The sequence below is a fragment of the Bradyrhizobium sp. WBOS07 genome, assembly GCF_024585165.1.
Taxonomy (GTDB): Bacteria; Pseudomonadota; Alphaproteobacteria; order Rhizobiales; family Xanthobacteraceae; genus Bradyrhizobium; species Bradyrhizobium japonicum_B.
The window spans coordinates 5,501,042-5,516,812 of record NZ_CP029008.1 but is presented as its reverse complement, the minus strand read 5'-3'; the positions used below and the strand labels follow the sequence as shown (position 1 = coordinate 5,516,812).

Sequence of the window (15,771 nt, the reverse complement as noted above, 5' to 3'; positions counted from 1 at the left end):
GCCTGCGGCGGGCCCTCAGGATGAGATCTGAGTCTGTGGCAGCAACTTTGCAAGCAGCGATGCCGTGGAGCCTCATCCTGAGGAGTCCGCCACCGGGTCCGCGCGAAGCGCGGCCCGATGACAGGCTCCGCGGTCGTCTCGAAGGACGAGGCGCTTGCTCAGGCCATTCCGACGGGCTCTCTCCATGACAGCAGCGTCCCTGACCGGCGCCGATGCGTCGACCGAGGTGCCGCTCAAGCGCCGATTGAGGCGTGCGGAGCGGGCACGTCAGCTCAAGGCATTGGCGCTGGTCGCCCCGCTTCTCGTCTTCCTGCTCTTCACCTTCGCCGGGCCGATCGCCGGCATGTTGTGGCGCGCGGTCGACGACAGGGAGGTGCGTCAGGTTCTGCCGCAAACCATCGCTGCTCTCGCCGATTGGGACGGCAAGGACCTGCCGGACGAGAAAGCCTATTCAGCACTGGCTAGCGACGTGCTGGCGGCGCGCGCCGCCGGCACCATCGCCATCGCGGCGAAGCGGTTGAACTACGCGCTGAACGGTTTTCGCACCATCCTGACCAGCACCGCCCGCAATCTGAAGGCCGCGCCCGAGCCCGGCACCGCCAAGGAGACGCTGGGCAGGATCAATCCGGCCTGGCGCGAACGCGCCACCTGGACGACGATCAAGGACGCCAGCGGCCCCATCACGGGCTTCTACCTCCTGGCGGCGCTCGACCTCGTGCGGAACGTGGACGGCGCGATCGTCGCGGCCCCGCCGGACCAGGCCATCTACCGCAGCCTATTCGTCCGCACCTTCGTCATCAGCCTCAGCGTCACCGTCCTCTGCCTGATCCTCGGCTTCCCGGTCGCTTACCTCCTGGCGACGCTGCCCCCAGGTAAGTCGAACCTCCTGATGATCTTCGTGCTGCTGCCGTTCTGGACGTCGCTTCTGGTCCGCACCTGCGCCTGGATCGTGCTGCTGCAGAGCAAAGGCGTCGTCAACGACAGCCTGCACTGGCTCGGCATCATCGACGAGCCGTTGCGCCTGATCTACAACCGCTTCGGCGTCTGCGTGGCCATGACCCACGTTCTCCTGCCGTTCATGATCCTGCCGCTATACAGCAGCATGAAGGCGATTTCGCCGGCTTACTTGCGCGCCGCCGCCTCGCTCGGCGCGCCGCCGGTCACCGCCTTCCTGCGCATCTACCTGCCTCAGACCCTGCCCGGCATCGCCGCGGGAAGCCTGCTCGTCTTCATCCTGGCGCTCGGCTATTACATCACGCCGGCGCTCGTCGGCGGCGCCGCCGACCAGATGATCAGCTATTTCATCGCGCTCTACACCACCGACACCGCCAATTGGGGCCTCGCTTCGGCGCTCGGCGCGGTGCTGCTGCTCGCCACCATTCTGCTGGCGCTCGTCTACGGCAAGCTGGTGCAGGGCCAGCAGGTCACGGGAGGCATGAAGAATTGAGCGACAATTCCGCCCTGCGCACGCCCAGCCAACGCATCGCGTGGACCGCGACCATCGTCGTCTCCACGCTGGTGTTCGTCTTCCTGATCGCACCGATCCTCGCGATCATGCCGCTGTCCTTCAGCTCGGGCTCGTACCTCACCTATCCGCTGCCCGGACTGTCCTTGCGCTGGTACGACGACTTCGTCACCTCGCCGCGCTGGATGAATGCGTTGAAGAACAGCGTGATCATCGGCGTCGCCTCGACCGCATTGTCGATGGGGCTTGGCACGCTGGCCGCGCTGGGGCTGGCGCAGTGGAAGAGCCGGTTCAAGCCGCTCGTGCTGGCCTTCGTGCTGTCGCCGGTCGTCGTGCCCGGCGTCATCACCGCGGTCGGTCTCTATTTCTTCTTCGCGCCGATCGGACTGACCGGCAGCTATCTCGGCCTGATCCTGGCCCATACCGCGCTGGCGACGCCCTTCGTGGTGATCACGGTCGGTGCGACGCTGCAAAGCTTCGACACCAATCTGGCACGCGCCGCCGCCTCGCTCGGCGCCTCGCCGCTTCAGGCGTTCCGCCGCGTGATCCTGCCGCTGATCCTGCCCGGGCTCGCATCGGGCGCGCTGTTCGCCTTCGCGACCAGCTTCGACGAGGTGGTGATCGTGCTGTTCATGGCCGGCCCCGAGCAGCGCACCCTGCCGCGCGAGATGTTCAGCGGCATCCGCGAGAACATCAGCCCGACCATCACGGCCGCGGCGTTGATCCTGACCAGTGTGTCGGTCATCCTCCTTGCCACCATGGAGGCCCTGCGCCGCCGCAACGAGCAACTCAAGGCCGGCGGCTGAAGGACGGGCGCAACTCGCGAGACAAAAAACGACACGACAACGCGCCCGGTGAAAACCGGGCGCGCCTCGTCTGCTCGCTCAGAGCGGGATTACTCCGTATACTTGAACTCCGGCATGTTCTTCAGCTCGTCCTTGCTGGCGTTGAACACGGCATGGTCCGGATACCATTTTGAGGTGGACGACGTCGTGGTCGCAGCGGGCTTGGTGTCCGCGGTGCCGGTCGCAGCGCCGGTCGTGGTGGTCGTGGCAGGCTTCGCGCCGGTACCGGTATAGGCCACGGCCTCGTTGACGAACTTCAGCTTCTCGTAGGGCACGGCGACCAGATGCTCGCCCATGCCGAGGAAGCCGCCGACGCCGATCACGGCGATCTTGATGTCGCCGTTCTTGTCCATCAGCAGGTCGTTGATGGTGCCGATGTTCTCGTTGGCTTCGTTATAGACCTTCAGGCCGTCCATCTTGGACGTACGCCACTGGCCGGACGCCGTGGTCGAGGCGGTCGTGGCCGTGGACGTAGTCGTGGTAGCGGACGGCGCCGCCTTGTCGGTGGTGGCGGTCGGTGCTTGCGCGAACGCAACGGTCGTGAGCAGTGCAGTGCCGGCAAGACCGGCGACGATCGACTTCATCATGTTGTCCTCTCCTTCAACGAAACTCGTAAGGAGAAAACAGCGTTGACCACACGCAGTTCCGTGCACGCCGCAATTTCGTCGCGATGCGCGCAGGCGCACTGTTCCTGAGTCACTCAGGAACATATTGCGAGGTGTCGATCGACCTCGACGTCGCGGACAGCACGCTCGCCATCGATGTCGAGGACGTCTGGCAGCAGCCGCGCCTGGCGGCGTAGACCTCGCGCTGCTTGGCGGAAGGCCTTACGCCGCGAGCGGCGGGTGCTCGACGGCCGTCTCGTCGTAGATGGCCACCGCCTCGAAGCGGTAGTTGCAGGCGTGGCAGGTCCAGAGATACGAGACGCGTCCCTCGCCCGGCTCGATCCAGTCGGGCCGCGGGATCGGCGTGCCGCACTGGGCACAGGGGTTCTGCCTGGGGGTGTCGCTGAGGATTGCTTTCGGCATGGCACCTCTCCCGATTTGCTAGCCGCTTCTTACTCGCTTTCGCGCGACCGCGCGAATAGACAGCCTTGCTGCCGCGAGCGGGCATCACCTGAGGGAACCCGTAGCCCGGCATTGAGTCGTCAAAGCGGCTCGGCGCCGCAAAATCGCCATTGGCGGCGTTTGGTCACATCATCGCCGCGTTCGGAAGGCCTAACGGCGGCCGGGCGCAGGTCACACCAAGGGCCCAAGGGCCTAAGGAATATCTGATGAAGATTTTACGCATTGCCGCGCTGCTCGCGGCTGGACTGACATTGCCGCAAGCCGCGTTCGCCGGCCAAGCCGATTATGCCGAGATGGTCGCGGCCCATGCCCGCGCCAACGGCGTGCCGGAAGCGCTGGTGCATCGCGTGATCATGCGCGAGAGCCGTTATCAGCCGCACCTGGTCGGCCGCGGCGGCACCATCGGCCTGATGCAGATCAAGCTCGCGACCGCCCGCGGCGTCGGCTACACCGGTGATGCCGCCGGCCTGCGCGATCCCAACACCAACCTCACCTATGCGGTGAAATACCTTGCCGGCGCCTATCGCGCCGCCAATGGCGACCACGCGCGAGCCGTGCGTTATTTCGCCGGCGGCTATTATTACGTCGCCAAGCGCCAGCGCCAGGACGCCGTGCAGCTCGCCACCATGAGCGACAGCAGCATGGGCCAGGGGGGTATGGGTCAACTTTGGCTCGAGCCGAACGGCAACCCGCAGCCGATGTTCGCCGCCGCTCCGCACCGGAAGCTGGCCCAGCGCGTCCGCAACGCGCGGGCGCAGGCCTCGCGGTAACACCCCGTGTCCCGGACAAGCAGCAGCGTGCAACGCTGCTGCGCAGAGCCGGCACCCAGCATCCCGCATGAGCATGGGCCCCGGCTCAGCAGCGCACCACTGCGTAATGCGCTGCGTCCGGGGCAGGGTTTCCACCTGACGCGTTGACCGCCCCGTCCCACTGTCCTACATTAGCACCGTTCCGAGGGGTGCTCCGAGGAGGAGCTGAGATACCGCTAAATGGGCAATGCCGATCGACCGGCTTGCCCGGACCGCGGTGACCCTTTGAACCTGATCCGGGTCATGCCGGCGAAGGGACAGGGATGTTGCAGAAGACCAAGCGACCGGATTCACCGGTATCCATCATCGGCGCAGGCATTGCGGGCGCCTGGCAGGCCCTGCTGTTCGCACAGGCCGGCCATGCCGTGACCTTGCACGAGCGCGGTGACGAGGCGATGACGGACGCCACCAGCCATTGGGCCGGCGGCATGCTCGCGCCCTATTGCGAGGCGGAAGTCGCCGAGCCCATCATCAGCCGCCTGGGGCTGCGCTCGCTCGATATCTGGCGGCGCGAGCTGCCGGACACGCCGTTCAACGGCTCGCTCGTCGTCGCCCATCCGCGCGAGCGCAACGATTTCGAGCGCTTTGCCCGCATGACCGAGGACCACCGCCGGCTCGACGCCGCCGGCCTCGCCGCGCTCGAGCCGTCGCTGGAGGGCCGCTTCCGCGACGCGCTGTTCTTCCCGGCCGAGGGCCATGTCGAGCCGCGCCGCGTGCTGCCGCAGCTGCACGAGCGCATCCGCGCCGCCGGCGGCACCATCAAGTTCGAAAGCGACGTGACCGCAAGCGATCTCGCCAAGGACCCCGCCGGCATCGTGATCGACTGCCGCGGCCTCGGTGCCCGCGACGAGCACAGCGAGCTTCGCGGCGTCAAGGGCGAGATGATCCTGATCGAGACGGCCGAGGTGCAGCTGGCGCGCCCGGTGCGGCTGATGCATCCGCGCTGGCCGCTCTACGTGATCCCGCGCGAGAACAATCTGTTCATGCTGGGCGCGACCTCGATCGAGGCCGAGGACACCGGCGTCAGCGTCCGCTCCGCGCTGGAGCTGCTGGGCGCCGCCTATACCGTGCACCCGGCTTTCGGCGAAGCCCGCATCGTCGAGTTCGGCTCGGGGCTTCGTCCCGCCTACCCCGACAATCTGCCGCGCATCGGCATTCGCGGCAGGACGATCTCCGTCAACGGCCTCTACCGCCACGGCTTCCTGATCGCGCCCGCGCTCGCCGAGCTGACGCTCGCCTATGTCGAGCGCGGCCAGATCGACAACGAGGTGATGCAATGCGGGTGATCGTGCCATGCGTTTGATCGTCAACGGCGAGCAGCGCGAGGTGAACGCGGCCAGCGTCGATGCGCTGCTGTCCGAGCTCGACTACGAGGGCACCCATTTCGCGATCGCGCTCAACTACGACGTCGTGCCGAAAAGCCGCTGGGCCGAGACGAGCCTGAAGGCCGGCGACGAGATCGAGATCATCACGCCGCGGCAGGGAGGGTGAGGTGATGGCACGCTCTATCCTCACGTCGTCCCCGCGAACGCGGGGACCCATAACCCCAGGGAGCGGTTATGGCAGTGGGTCTCTCCCCGCGTGCCCAAAGAGAAATCACGCGGTATGGGTCCCCGCCTTCGCGGGGACGACAGTTGAACTTGAGGAGACACCTTCCACATGGTGACCTTCTACGGCAAGACCTTCGCCTCGCGCCTGCTCATCGGCAGCGCGCTCTATCCTTCGCCGGCGATCATGCAGGAGGCGATCCGGGCCTCCGGCGCCGGCATCGTCACGGTGTCGCTGCGCCGCGAATCCGCCGGCGGCAAGACTGGCGATGCGTTCTGGAAGCTGATCCGCGAGCTCGACGTCACCGTGCTGCCGAACACCGCGGGATGCCGCACCGTGCGCGAGGCGGTGACCACGGCCAAGCTCGCGCGCGAGCTGTTCGGCACCAATTGGATCAAGCTCGAGGTCATCGCCGACAACGACACGCTGCAGCCCGACGTCGTTGGCCTGGTCGAAGCCGCCGGCATCCTGATCAAGGACGGCTTTGAAGTGTTCCCCTATTGCACCGAGGATCTCTCGGTCGCCAATCGCCTGGTCGATGCCGGCTGCAAGGTGGTGATGCCGTGGGCCGCACCGATCGGCAGCGCCAAGGGCATCACCAATCGCGATGCGCTGAAGCTCTTGCGCGAGCGGCTGCCCGACATCACGCTGGTGGTCGATGCCGGCCTCGGCGCGCCGAGCCATGCGGCGCAGGCGCTCGAGCTCGGCTATGATGCCGTGCTGCTCAACACCGCCATCGCCAAGGCCGCCGACCCCGTCGCCATGGCGAACGCCTTCCGCCTCGGTATCGAGGCCGGCCGCACCGCCTTCGAGGCCGGGCTGATGAACGCCCGCGACTTCGCTTCCCCCTCCACTCCTGTCGTTGGGACCCCGTTCTGGCATGCCGTATCCTGATCGCCACGCGTATCCTGATCGCTTCTATCCCGTCGTCGACAGCCTGGCGTGGGTCGAGCGCCTGACCAAGCTCGGCGTCGGCACCATCCAGCTGCGCGCCAAGGAGCTCGACGACGGCCAGGCCTTGCAGATGGTCACCGACGCGCTGGCGATCACGAAAGGCACGCAGGCCAGGCTGGTCGTGAACGATTATTGGCGCGCCGCGATCGTCGCCGACGCAAAATATCTGCATCTCGGCCAGGAAGATCTCGCCGAGGCCGACCTCAAGGCGATCCGCGAGGCGGGCCTGTCACTCGGTATCTCCACCCATGACGATGCCGAGCTCGAAACCGCGCTCGAGGCAAAGCCCGACTATGTCGCGCTCGGCCCGATCTTCTTCACCACGCTGAAATCGATGCGCTTCGAGCCGCAGGGCATTCCGAAAATCACCGAGTGGAAGAAGCGCATCGGCGATATCCCGCTGGTCGCGATCGGCGGCATCAAGTTCGAGCACGCCGCGGAGATTTTTGCGGCAGGCGCGGATTCCATCGCTGTCGTCAGCGACGTCACGCAGAACCCCGACCCCGACGCGCGGGTACGGCAATGGCTTGGCTTATCCAAGGAGCCGGCGTGATGCGCACGCTCTCACCCTACACTCCACTGTCATCGCCCGGCTTGACCGGGCGATCCAGTACGCCGCGGCTTCTCGGTTTTAGGCGCACTGCCGCGGAGTACTGGATCCCCGCCTTCGCGGGGATGACACCGAAATTTGCCTCTCGCGCCGCGACCTCAACGAATTAAACCGGAGGATCCCATGAACATCCGCTCCAATCCCGAGAAAACCGTGCCCGCCGTCACCACCGGTCCCCTTCCCTCCTCGCGCAAGATCTTCGCGAGCCCCGACGCCGCGCCCGATCTGCGCGTGCCGCTGCGCGAGATCATCCTGTCCGAAGGCGCCGGCGAGCCGAACCTGCCGGTGTACGACACCTCGGGCCCCTACACCGATCCCTCCGTCACCATCGACGTCAACGCTGGCCTCGCGCGCAACCGCAAGCAATGGGTGCTGGAGCGCGGCGGCGTCGAGGAATATGAGGGCCGCCAGGTCAAGCCGGAGGACAACGGCAGCGTCTCCACCGACAAGGCCGCGCGCGCCTTCTCGGCCTATCACAAGCCGCTGCGCGGCCTCGACGGCCACAAGATCACCCAGCTCGAATTCGCCCGCGCCGGCATCGTCACCAAGGAGATGATCTACGTCGCCGCGCGCGAGAACCTCGGCCGCAAGCAGCAGCTCGAGCGCGCGGAAGCCGCCCTCGCCGACGGCGAAAGCTTCGGCGCCTCGGTGCCCGCCTTCATCACGCCGGAGTTCGTGCGCGACGAGATCGCGCGCGGCCGCGCGATCATCCCCTGCAACATCAACCACTCCGAGCTCGAGCCGATGATCATCGGCCGCAACTTCCTGACCAAGATCAACGCCAATATCGGCAACTCCGCCGTGACCTCGTCGGTCGAGGAGGAGGTCGAGAAGATGGTGTGGGCGATCCGCTGGGGCGCCGACACCGTGATGGACCTCTCGACGGGCCGCAACATCCACACCACGCGCGAATGGATTTTGCGCAACTCGCCGGTGCCGATCGGCACCGTGCCGATCTATCAGGCCCTGGAGAAGTGCAACGGCGATCCGGTCAAGCTGACCTGGGAGCTTTACAAGGACACGCTGATCGAGCAGTGCGAGCAGGGCGTCGACTATTTCACCATCCACGCCGGCGTGCGCCTGCAATACATCCACCTCACCGCCAGCCGCGTCACGGGCATCGTCAGCCGCGGCGGCTCGATCATGGCGAAGTGGTGCCTGGCGCACCACAAGGAGAGCTTCCTCTACACGCATTTCGACGAGATCTGCGACCTCATGCGCAAGTACGACGTCTCGTTCTCGCTCGGCGACGGCCTGCGCCCGGGCTCGATCGCCGACGCCAACGACCGCGCGCAGTTCGCCGAGCTGGAGACGCTCGGCGAGCTCACCAAGATCGCGTGGGACCGGGGTTGCCAGGTCATGATCGAAGGCCCCGGCCACGTGCCGATGCACAAGATCAAGATCAACATGGACAAGCAGCTCAAGGAATGCGGCGAGGCGCCGTTCTACACGCTGGGGCCGCTGACCACCGACATCGCGCCGGGCTATGACCACATCACCTCGGGCATCGGCGCGGCCATGATCGGCTGGTTCGGCTGCGCCATGCTCTGCTACGTCACGCCGAAGGAGCATCTCGGCCTACCCGACCGCAACGACGTCAAGACCGGCGTCATCACCTACAAGATCGCCGCCCACGCCGCCGACCTCGCCAAGGGCCACCCCGCCGCGCAGCTGCGCGACGACGCCCTCTCCCGCGCCCGGTTCGAATTCCGCTGGACCGACCAGTTCAACCTCGGCCTCGACCCCGAGACCGCCAAAAACTTCCACGACGAGACCCTGCCGAAGGAAGCTCACAAGGTCGCCCATTTCTGCTCGATGTGCGGCCCGAAATTCTGCTCGATGAAGATCACGCAGGACGTGCGGGATTACGCGGCGACGCTGAACGATCCGAACAGCGTGGGGATGTCGATGGCCGGCACCGCCGAGGACGGCATGAAGCAGATGAGCGCGAAGTTCAAGGAGATGGGCGAGAGCTTGTATCTGGATGCGGAGAAGGTGAAGGAGAGCAATCGGGTGTTGTGAGAGGGCGCAATGCTCCGCAAAGAGATGAAGCATGGATTCTCAGGAAAGGACTGGGAATCAGCGAAGCAGGAAGCTCGCTCGATCATGGTCGAGCGAGCAAAGCTACGGGGAATGATCGCATACTCGGATCTCGTGAGGCAGATTCAAAGCATCCGCCTCGAACCGCACGATCCCCGTCTTTTTCATCTCTTGGGTGAGGTATCATCCGAAGAGGACGCAGCGGGACGAGGGATGCTTACTGTGGTTGTCGTCCACAAGCTCGGTGACATGCAACCCGGACCAGGCTTTTTCGAACTTGCAAAACTGCTCGGGAGAGACACCAAGAACATCGAAAAGTGCTGGGTAGCTGAACTCCATCGCGTCCATGCAGTATGGTCGCTTCCGAAGAAATGATACCCAAACATAGCCCAGGTTACGATATTGGAAGCAGCGAGAAGTGGAGCACTCGGGTGTTGAAATAGAGTTCACACTTCCAAATTTGCGGCGTAACCGCTTGCACCTTTGACTGCAGTAGAGGGTGACGGATCATAGTCCCCCGTCCGCTCTAACTCCTTTCTGCAAGGAGGTATCCAAATCAGCCTAGGTGCGCCCATGACGTCTTCCCTTCGCCAGACGAACCAGGCGTAGCCCGTTGCGGTGGACGCCTTCTGGTCTAACCGGCCCTTGACCATTGGGACACGCTCGACGAATTGCGCAAAAGCACTAGGCGGCCTGTCTCGGAATACCGAGCGGTATCTCCCAACACTTTCAAGAAATACGCTACGAGCCAAAATCGCCACGCCACTCTTGGCGACTTCTAGGGCGTTCAACACAAACGCTTGGGCATGCTTAAATGGTGGGTTGGTTATGACCCAGTCACAAGTGTGGTCCTGAGGTCGCATTTTCACAAAATCAAAGGTGCTTCCGTATCCGTACTGGTACGCATCTGAGGAACGAACCACTCCGAAATAATCTACTAGGACCTTAGACATGTGACCTGCTCCACAGGCGGGCTCCCAGCATGTCAGGCGTTTCAACGCGGTCTTCTCCCGCAAGACGTGCTCGATCAACGCCCGGGTTGCCCAAGGCGGAGTAGGAAAATCGTCGGCACTAGTTTTGGACTCCGTCCGCTGAGACATGACGGCGTGCGACGTGTTTTGCATGAATCACCAAGAATCGAGAATGATGCTTTCATCATTCTCGACTTTGAGAACAACGACCACAAGCCAAAGGCTTTGTTTTATTGGGTTTTATTGGCCGTTTTGACCGAGCAGCGTTAGGCTCGTTTACCTCGAATGGCCTCGCTGACGCGACCATGATTGACGTTGAATGCCTCTGCAATTGCTTGCTGTGACAGCCCGGGGTTAGCCTTCGCGTAGTCCCGAATATCCTGCGCGAGTTCGGGCGTCATCGGCGTACTGGTTGCCGCCGCTCGAGTACCGATTGACGACCTACGCCGCAATTCATCGGCTAACTCAACTAGTTCGTTGGCTTCACTTGGGCGCGAGAGCTTCAATTTAGTGGCGATAGCACGCAGTCGACTAGCTACTTCAGGCACTTTCACGTGTTCCTCCAATGGTTTACATTATTCATGCCCTAAACTTTGACTAGATATGGGATACTTCGTCCAATTGCCAGAGCTCGTTAGGAAAAAACTCAGTCGGCGCCGAACCTTGGACTCTAAAACGTTCGATCCGCGTCCCGTATCCGAAGGTTGAGCTCGTTCGGAATTGCCTTATTCCAGTATTGAGCGAACCATCGAACCTTCTCAAAATGCCGGGGAGAGTCCATCGACTCCTCATAGCGCTGCTGAATTCGTTCACGGATACCAAGATACTTGCGATGCCTCACCTTCTCTTCCGGAGTAAGCTTCTGGAATGGATGCTCGTTCTTCTTCAGCAGGGAGACAACTGGTCCCAAGATATCGAGGTACATTGGACCATCTAAAGACTGCAGCAAGCACTTCGCGTCAGGAGAATTCACGCGAAGCTTGGAATCGGCTGAGAAACGAATGATATCGTCGCGGACATTTCGCGCGACCATGATGCGAGGAAATTTAACGACTTCTGATTCGAGGCTGTAGGCTTGTACAAGCGCCCTGCCGAATACCATCTTGTCGTCGTGATAAAGCGGCGCCCGTACAACTGCACCACGAATAAAATATCCTTCTACTAGCAGATCAACGGCCAACAATTCCAGAGCATTGAAGATATCAGCTAGGCCGCTAGGCGTAGGCAAAGTCGAGATCGCAACAGCATCGGAGATGCTCTGCGCGCGAAAGTCGGACTGTTGCTCGCTTGCACCGCCGGACTTAGCTCCATGCACTCTTGCGAGCAGCGTTCGCAGCGCTTCGAACTGACTTGACTCAGTGCTTAGGCGGTCGATCAGTTGCCGGAAGCCAAGGATATCGACGAACGCGCAATACCGATCCCCATATACCCCAACCTCTTCTTCAGGTGCCTGATCCAGCATCGAACGGTGCACTCCTCAAAGCGCAATGAGATCGAGAGAACGACAGAGGTAGAAGATCGATCGGAGAACGTAACAGGAACAATTGTGATTGGAAAGCTCTCAACGGAAGCTATCCACATGCTCGGTCAACTCTTAGGATCAACCACGAAATGACGACGAGCATACTGCGCTCTAATGATCCCACGGACCGCTATTTGCCTAAGGCTGCCTTCCCCCACCTCCCCGACCTCCTCCGCCCCAACCTCCGCCTCGTTTTCGTCGGCACCGCCGCCTCGACGCGCTCGGCCGAGCTCGGGCACTACTACGCCCATCCCGGCAACCGTTTCTGGCGCGCGATCCATGAGGCCGGGATCACGCCGCGGCGCTATCAGCCGAGCGAATTCGCATCGCTGATCGTGCTCGGGATCGGCTTCACCGATCTCTGCAAGACGGGCGCCGGGATGGATCACCAGATCGCGGCGGAGGCGATCGACGTGGCGGGCTTTCGGGCGAAGATGGACAAGTATCGGCCGCGGACGATTGCGTTCACGAGCAAGAAGGCGGCGAGCTTGTTTTACGGACGGCCGTCGCGCGGGATCGCGCTGGGGCGGCAGGTGCGCGAGGCGAGCCTGCCGGAGATTTTTGTGCTGCCGTCGCCGTCGGGCGCGGCGTCGGGGAGTTGGACCATCAGGCCCTGGCGCGAGCTTTCGGCGTGGATTTCTTCGTAGGGTGGGTTAGCTGCGCGGCGGCGCGAAGCGCGGTCGCGCGGCGTAACCCACCGCTTCGGTCGCCGCAAGTGGTGGGTTACGCCTTGCGCCGTTCCGTGTTGACGGACCGCGCTCGTGAGCGGCTAACCCACCCTACGCAACGCATCATTCCTCGAACAATTCCTTGAACAGCGTCTTCGCGCGTTCGAGGCCTTCGTCCGTGAACACCACCGACTTCACCTTGCCGACGGGATCGTCGATATGCCCTTGTCATGCAGGCGGCCGAGCACGCCCCAATCAAAACCCTTCCACGCCCGATAGCCGTCGTGCAGGGTCAGATAGAGCAGAGCGAGCGCCGCGTCGTCGATCTTGTCCGTGTTGATGGCCATATCGACCTCCTCGCGAACCGTGTTGCGGCCATCCTATTCGGCAATCGACAATCTGCAACGGCGCTAGCCAAGCGGCTTGTCCGCCGGAGCTCGAAGAGCGAAGGCGTGCCCACCACTTGTCGCGATCGTGAAGAGATCGTGGGCACGGCGCTTTGCGCCTTTGCCCACCCTACGCGACCTGCGCCCTACCGCATCGTGATCGCGAGGCCGCTGAGATCGGCGTTCGCCATCAGGCCGACCTGGTGACCGGTCAGCTCCAGCACCGCGCCCTTCTGGTTGGTCAGCACGATGGCGCGGGCGCCGCGGCCGACGGCAAGGCCGGCACCGGCGGCGCCGTAGACGCCGGCGACGTCGGAGGGACGGTTGATGTTGCTGACGCGGCCGCGCAGCACTGTCTTGGAGCCGCCGAAGACGAGGCCGTAGTCGAGGCCGCCGGTGGAGAGCCCATAGGTGCGGCCGCGGAAGTTGAGCACGCCGCTCCCGCCGGAGCCGCCGATGATCCAGCCCGCCTTGTAGATCGTCAGCGTCACGAAACCGCTGTCGGCCTGCGCCGCGGTCGAGAGGCCGGCAAATGCGGCGATGGCGACCAGCGCGGCGCGGACGGTGGATGCGAGCTTCATGGGGGTCTCCGGGGCTGTTTCTGAGGGGGATTCGAATCAGACGCGCGAATGTATCTGATCGATCGGGGCGGCAACATGATGGGGGACGGCGTCAATCGGGACATGACAGCGGAGCTTGGGGCCGAGCCCAGTCCACCATGCCATCCTGCTCCTGTTTTGCCCGACGGAGCAATGCTAATTTCGACATTTCAGCATTCCAAAAAAGCCGATGATTTCCGCTGGACTCCTACTGTGCATGGGGTTGTTTTTTGCATTTTTTGGTTTGAGGCCCCCTCGCCTGCCGCTACGCTTGTGGCATCAGCGACTATCCTTCGAGGTGATCCCATGCCGATCCAGCATTTCGCTGCCCCGCCGCACGTCAAGGCGCCGCCGCTGTCCTTTGCGACGCGGGTCGGCGATCTCCTTTTCGTCTCGGGCATTCCGGGCTTCGATGCCAACGGCGCGCTGCCTGATGGCTTCGAGGCGCAGTTCGCCAATGTCGTCGTCAACATCAAGCGCGTGCTGGACGAGGCCGGCGCCGGCATCCGCGACCTCGCCAAGGTCAACGTGCTCCTGACCCGCGCCTCCGACGTCGCCGCCATGAATGCGCTCTATGCCGGCGCCTTCGGCCCGCCGCCCTACCCGGCGCGGACGACCTGCGTGGTGCAGGCGCTGCCGAGACCGGAGATGCTGATCGAGATCGAGGCGGTGGCCTCGCTGGCGAAGTGAGCTTCAAATAAGGGCCATGTCAGGCTCACGTCAGCTGGCTGTGGCCCGCAGGGCACGCGGCCGAACCGAATGCGCAAGGCAGGGCTGACATGTCCGTGAGTGGCGGCTCACTCGCTTGCAAAGGACCTGCTTTTACCGCACGAGTTTTTCCGGTCCATATCCCACAGGAGTTATTTCATGCGTCGCCTTCTCGCGCTCAGTGCCGTTGCCGGCATCGCCAGTTCCGTGTTCGCCGTGCCCGCCTCCGCGAAGGTCGGCTATTACGTGATCCGCTGGGACAACACCGGCATCTGCCAGGTCTGGAACGAGGACCTGCAGATGAAGCCGCTCCAGATCGGGACCTCGACCTACAAGGTCGTCAGCAAGCCGTTCCCGACCTTCCAGCAGGCCTCCGATCTCCAGATCAAGATGCGCGGCGAGCGCCGCTGCACGCTTTAGAAGCACCGCAACAGACGCGGATTTCAGGGGCGGATCGCGCAGGCGGTCCGCCCCTTATCTTTGGCAGGACCGCGTATTTTTCCGTCCCCGATCGGCCATCTCCCGCGCGCGTTCGTTGAACCTGACCGGCAGGCGGAACTACTCACATCTTGTCCGGGGCGCATCGACCAAGAGCGTCCGGCACCCGCCCTCCCCGTCATTGCCGGGAGGCGCATCACATCATTCATTTGAGGAGCAGATCATGCGTCGTATTTCCCTGCTGTGCGCCGCCACCGGCCTTGCCGTCACCGCCTTCGTCGCGGCGAGCCCCGCCGAGGCCGGCTACCACCTGATCCGCTGGCAGGACAGCGGCTTCTGCCAGATCTGGGACGAGAGCATCCCGACCACGCCGTGGCCGGCCGGCTATCACCGCGCCAGCCCGAGCGTCGCGACCTTCATCGACGCACTCGCGGTGAAGGACGCCGCGCTCAAGAGCGGCAGCTGCAAGTGGTAAGGTAATCGATCGGCGGACGAAGAACCGGGCAAGGACGCGGGCGTCCTTGCCCGGTTTGCTTTTCGAAGACCCGAGACGCTCACGCGTCCTTGTGCGCGCCGGGATGGATCAGGACGTCGCGTGCGGCGGCGAGGTCGATGAAGGCTTGCGCGCTGCCGCCATGGTCGGGATGCATGCCCTTGGCCGCGCGGCGATAGGCCTGGTTGATGTCCTCGCAGGTCAGCTGCACCGCGAGCGGCAGGCCGAGCATCTGGCGGGCGTGATCCTCGCGGGAGAGCTTCTTCGGCATGGCGTTGCGGCGGCCGAAGCGCGGCGCGGTCAGATCATGGACGACCTCGAGCACCACGCCGAGGCGGCGCTGCGCCGCCAGCGTCACGCCGTGATCGTCGTTGCCTGCTGCCTGGCGCAGCACCGGAAGCGCCTGCTCCGCCGCCTGGCGCAGCGTGACATCGACGCTCGACCGCGCGATCTCGGCCACGAGCCGGCCCGCCTCGGCGAAGTCGGCGGATGGCGCCGACCGCAGCCGTTCGAGGGCGAGTTTCCAAGAGTCCAGCCGTTCCATCATGCGCGCAACGTTTAGCAATCACGATCAGTATGCCAAGGCTGCCGTTTCCGGCCCCTTAATTTCGAGTTAGCGTTTCGTGAAACTTCGAAACGAAATCGGGA

20 protein-coding genes, 1 pseudogene and 1 riboswitch are annotated in these 15,771 nt (G+C 63.8%); of the genes and pseudogenes, 14 read left to right on the top strand and 7 right to left on the bottom strand.

Annotated elements, in window-relative coordinates:
* Positions 1 to 184: 184 nt before the first annotated feature.
* Positions 185 to 1,447 (top strand): ABC transporter permease, encoded by a 1,263-nt coding sequence (locus tag DCM79_RS26275; protein WP_257177004.1) that lies wholly within the window; start codon positions 185 to 187, stop codon positions 1,445 to 1,447.
* On the top strand, positions 1,444 to 2,271 hold the full coding sequence (locus DCM79_RS26270; RefSeq protein ID WP_257177003.1) for an ABC transporter permease: 828 nt from the start codon (positions 1,444 to 1,446) through the stop codon (positions 2,269 to 2,271). Before DCM79_RS26275 ends, DCM79_RS26270 begins: the two co-directional genes overlap by 4 nt.
* Before the next feature lie 89 nt (positions 2,272 to 2,360).
* Here DCM79_RS26270 and DCM79_RS26265 read toward each other — a convergent pair whose 3' ends face one another.
* On the bottom strand, positions 2,361 to 2,897 hold the full coding sequence (locus tag DCM79_RS26265; protein WP_028138115.1) for a PRC-barrel domain-containing protein: 537 nt from the start codon (positions 2,895 to 2,897) through the stop codon (positions 2,361 to 2,363).
* 83 nt (positions 2,898 to 2,980) lie between these two features.
* Between DCM79_RS26265 and DCM79_RS26260 the strand changes: the two genes are divergently transcribed.
* Positions 2,981 to 3,112 (top strand): hypothetical protein, encoded by a 132-nt coding sequence (locus DCM79_RS26260; RefSeq protein ID WP_257177002.1) that lies wholly within the window; start codon positions 2,981 to 2,983, stop codon positions 3,110 to 3,112.
* A gap of 25 nt (positions 3,113 to 3,137) precedes the next feature.
* On the opposite strand, the gene DCM79_RS26255 is transcribed toward DCM79_RS26260, so the two are convergent.
* A complete protein-coding gene (locus DCM79_RS26255) occupies positions 3,138 to 3,338 on the bottom strand; it encodes a hypothetical protein (RefSeq protein WP_257177001.1) in 201 nt (66 codons plus the stop codon).
* A 245-nt stretch (positions 3,339 to 3,583) separates the two neighbouring features.
* On the opposite strand from DCM79_RS26255, the gene DCM79_RS26250 reads away from it, so the two are divergent.
* The 7 genes from DCM79_RS26250 to DCM79_RS26220 all read left to right on the top strand — a co-directional run bounded on the left by DCM79_RS26250 (position 3,584) and on the right by DCM79_RS26220 (position 9,713).
* Positions 3,584 to 4,147, top strand: coding sequence for a lytic transglycosylase domain-containing protein (locus DCM79_RS26250; protein ID WP_257177000.1), 564 nt, complete (start codon positions 3,584 to 3,586; stop codon positions 4,145 to 4,147).
* Between the two features lie 174 nt (positions 4,148 to 4,321).
* Positions 4,322 to 4,462: riboswitch (TPP riboswitch) on the top strand.
* Positions 4,450 to 5,472: an FAD-dependent oxidoreductase gene (locus tag DCM79_RS26245; protein WP_257176999.1), complete on the top strand. Its 1,023-nt coding sequence runs from the start codon at positions 4,450 to 4,452 to the stop codon at positions 5,470 to 5,472. It overlaps the preceding riboswitch by 13 nt.
* A 7-nt stretch (positions 5,473 to 5,479) precedes the next feature.
* Complete coding sequence (gene thiS, locus DCM79_RS26240; RefSeq protein WP_126255223.1) at positions 5,480 to 5,677, top strand: sulfur carrier protein ThiS; 198 nt, start codon at positions 5,480 to 5,482, stop codon at positions 5,675 to 5,677.
* A 168-nt stretch (positions 5,678 to 5,845) separates the two neighbouring features.
* Complete coding sequence (locus tag DCM79_RS26235; RefSeq protein WP_257176998.1) at positions 5,846 to 6,628, top strand: thiazole synthase; 783 nt, start codon at positions 5,846 to 5,848, stop codon at positions 6,626 to 6,628.
* Positions 6,615 to 7,241: a thiamine phosphate synthase gene (locus DCM79_RS26230; RefSeq protein WP_257176997.1), complete on the top strand. Its 627-nt coding sequence runs from the start codon at positions 6,615 to 6,617 to the stop codon at positions 7,239 to 7,241. The genes DCM79_RS26235 and DCM79_RS26230 overlap by 14 nt, the downstream gene beginning before the upstream one ends.
* Before the next feature lie 180 nt (positions 7,242 to 7,421).
* On the top strand, positions 7,422 to 9,320 hold the full coding sequence (gene thiC, locus DCM79_RS26225; RefSeq protein ID WP_257176996.1) for a phosphomethylpyrimidine synthase ThiC: 1,899 nt from the start codon (positions 7,422 to 7,424) through the stop codon (positions 9,318 to 9,320).
* A gap of 9 nt (positions 9,321 to 9,329) precedes the next feature.
* Entirely contained in the window at positions 9,330 to 9,713 is a 384-nt protein-coding gene (locus DCM79_RS26220) for a hypothetical protein (RefSeq protein WP_257176995.1), read from the top strand.
* A gap of 862 nt (positions 9,714 to 10,575) precedes the next feature.
* Here DCM79_RS26220 and DCM79_RS26215 read toward each other — a convergent pair.
* Both DCM79_RS26215 and DCM79_RS26210 read right to left on the bottom strand, forming a co-directional pair.
* On the bottom strand, positions 10,576 to 10,863 hold the full coding sequence (locus tag DCM79_RS26215) for a hypothetical protein (RefSeq protein WP_257176994.1): 288 nt from the start codon (positions 10,861 to 10,863) through the stop codon (positions 10,576 to 10,578).
* A gap of 116 nt (positions 10,864 to 10,979) precedes the next feature.
* Positions 10,980 to 11,771: a hypothetical protein gene (locus DCM79_RS26210; RefSeq protein WP_257176993.1), complete on the bottom strand. Its 792-nt coding sequence runs from the start codon at positions 11,769 to 11,771 to the stop codon at positions 10,980 to 10,982.
* A gap of 194 nt (positions 11,772 to 11,965) precedes the next feature.
* On the opposite strand from DCM79_RS26210, the gene DCM79_RS26205 reads away from it, so the two are divergent.
* Positions 11,966 to 12,478, top strand: coding sequence for a mismatch-specific DNA-glycosylase (locus tag DCM79_RS26205; RefSeq protein ID WP_257176992.1), 513 nt, complete (start codon positions 11,966 to 11,968; stop codon positions 12,476 to 12,478).
* 144 nt (positions 12,479 to 12,622) lie between these two features.
* Here DCM79_RS26205 and DCM79_RS26200 read toward each other — a convergent pair.
* Positions 12,623 to 12,846 (bottom strand): annotated as a pseudogene (locus tag DCM79_RS26200) (DUF6429 family protein).
* Positions 12,847 to 13,031: 185 nt separating this feature from the next.
* Positions 13,032 to 13,466 carry a hypothetical protein gene (locus DCM79_RS26195; RefSeq protein ID WP_257176991.1) on the bottom strand — a complete coding sequence of 145 codons (435 nt, stop codon included), beginning with the start codon at positions 13,464 to 13,466 and terminating at the stop codon, positions 13,032 to 13,034.
* Positions 13,467 to 13,790: 324 nt separating this feature from the next.
* On the opposite strand from DCM79_RS26195, the gene DCM79_RS26190 reads away from it, so the two are divergent.
* The 3 genes from DCM79_RS26190 to DCM79_RS26180 all read left to right on the top strand — a co-directional run bounded on the left by DCM79_RS26190 (position 13,791) and on the right by DCM79_RS26180 (position 15,105).
* Positions 13,791 to 14,174 carry a RidA family protein gene (locus DCM79_RS26190; RefSeq protein ID WP_257176990.1) on the top strand — a complete coding sequence of 128 codons (384 nt, stop codon included), beginning with the start codon at positions 13,791 to 13,793 and terminating at the stop codon, positions 14,172 to 14,174.
* Between the two features lie 177 nt (positions 14,175 to 14,351).
* The gene (locus tag DCM79_RS26185; RefSeq protein WP_257176989.1) at positions 14,352 to 14,612 is read left to right on the top strand and encodes a hypothetical protein; all 261 of its coding nucleotides are present in this window, start codon (positions 14,352 to 14,354) and stop codon (positions 14,610 to 14,612) included.
* A gap of 241 nt (positions 14,613 to 14,853) precedes the next feature.
* The gene (locus tag DCM79_RS26180; RefSeq protein ID WP_257176988.1) at positions 14,854 to 15,105 is read left to right on the top strand and encodes a hypothetical protein; all 252 of its coding nucleotides are present in this window, start codon (positions 14,854 to 14,856) and stop codon (positions 15,103 to 15,105) included.
* Between the two features lie 79 nt (positions 15,106 to 15,184).
* On the opposite strand, the gene DCM79_RS26175 is transcribed toward DCM79_RS26180, so the two are convergent.
* Positions 15,185 to 15,670, bottom strand: coding sequence for a J domain-containing protein (locus tag DCM79_RS26175; protein WP_257176987.1), 486 nt, complete (start codon positions 15,668 to 15,670; stop codon positions 15,185 to 15,187).
* Positions 15,671 to 15,771 lie beyond the last annotated feature (101 nt).

Bases quoted from the DNA above. Each gene is read 5' to 3' on its own strand.
- DCM79_RS26275 (WP_257177004.1), top strand. From the start codon at position 185: ATGACAGCAGCGTCCCTGACCGGCGCCGATGCGTCGACCGAGGTGCCG.
- DCM79_RS26265 (WP_028138115.1), bottom strand. From the start codon at position 2,897: ATGATGAAGTCGATCGTCGCCGGTCTTGCCGGCACTGCACTGCTCACG.
- DCM79_RS26260 (WP_257177002.1), top strand. From the start codon at position 2,981: ATGCGCGCAGGCGCACTGTTCCTGAGTCACTCAGGAACATATTGCGAG.
- DCM79_RS26255 (WP_257177001.1), bottom strand. From the start codon at position 3,338: ATGCCGAAAGCAATCCTCAGCGACACCCCCAGGCAGAACCCCTGTGCC.
- DCM79_RS26250 (WP_257177000.1), top strand. From the start codon at position 3,584: ATGAAGATTTTACGCATTGCCGCGCTGCTCGCGGCTGGACTGACATTG.
- DCM79_RS26245 (WP_257176999.1), top strand. From the start codon at position 4,450: ATGTTGCAGAAGACCAAGCGACCGGATTCACCGGTATCCATCATCGGC.
- thiS (WP_126255223.1), top strand. From the start codon at position 5,480: ATGCGTTTGATCGTCAACGGCGAGCAGCGCGAGGTGAACGCGGCCAGC.
- DCM79_RS26235 (WP_257176998.1), top strand. From the start codon at position 5,846: ATGGTGACCTTCTACGGCAAGACCTTCGCCTCGCGCCTGCTCATCGGC.
- DCM79_RS26230 (WP_257176997.1), top strand. From the start codon at position 6,615: ATGCCGTATCCTGATCGCCACGCGTATCCTGATCGCTTCTATCCCGTC.
- thiC (WP_257176996.1), top strand. From the start codon at position 7,422: ATGAACATCCGCTCCAATCCCGAGAAAACCGTGCCCGCCGTCACCACC.
- DCM79_RS26220 (WP_257176995.1), top strand. From the start codon at position 9,330: ATGCTCCGCAAAGAGATGAAGCATGGATTCTCAGGAAAGGACTGGGAA.
- DCM79_RS26210 (WP_257176993.1), bottom strand. From the start codon at position 11,771: ATGCTGGATCAGGCACCTGAAGAAGAGGTTGGGGTATATGGGGATCGG.
- DCM79_RS26195 (WP_257176991.1), bottom strand. From the start codon at position 13,466: ATGAAGCTCGCATCCACCGTCCGCGCCGCGCTGGTCGCCATCGCCGCA.
- DCM79_RS26190 (WP_257176990.1), top strand. From the start codon at position 13,791: ATGCCGATCCAGCATTTCGCTGCCCCGCCGCACGTCAAGGCGCCGCCG.
- DCM79_RS26185 (WP_257176989.1), top strand. From the start codon at position 14,352: ATGCGTCGCCTTCTCGCGCTCAGTGCCGTTGCCGGCATCGCCAGTTCC.
- DCM79_RS26180 (WP_257176988.1), top strand. From the start codon at position 14,854: ATGCGTCGTATTTCCCTGCTGTGCGCCGCCACCGGCCTTGCCGTCACC.
- DCM79_RS26175 (WP_257176987.1), bottom strand. From the start codon at position 15,670: ATGATGGAACGGCTGGACTCTTGGAAACTCGCCCTCGAACGGCTGCGG.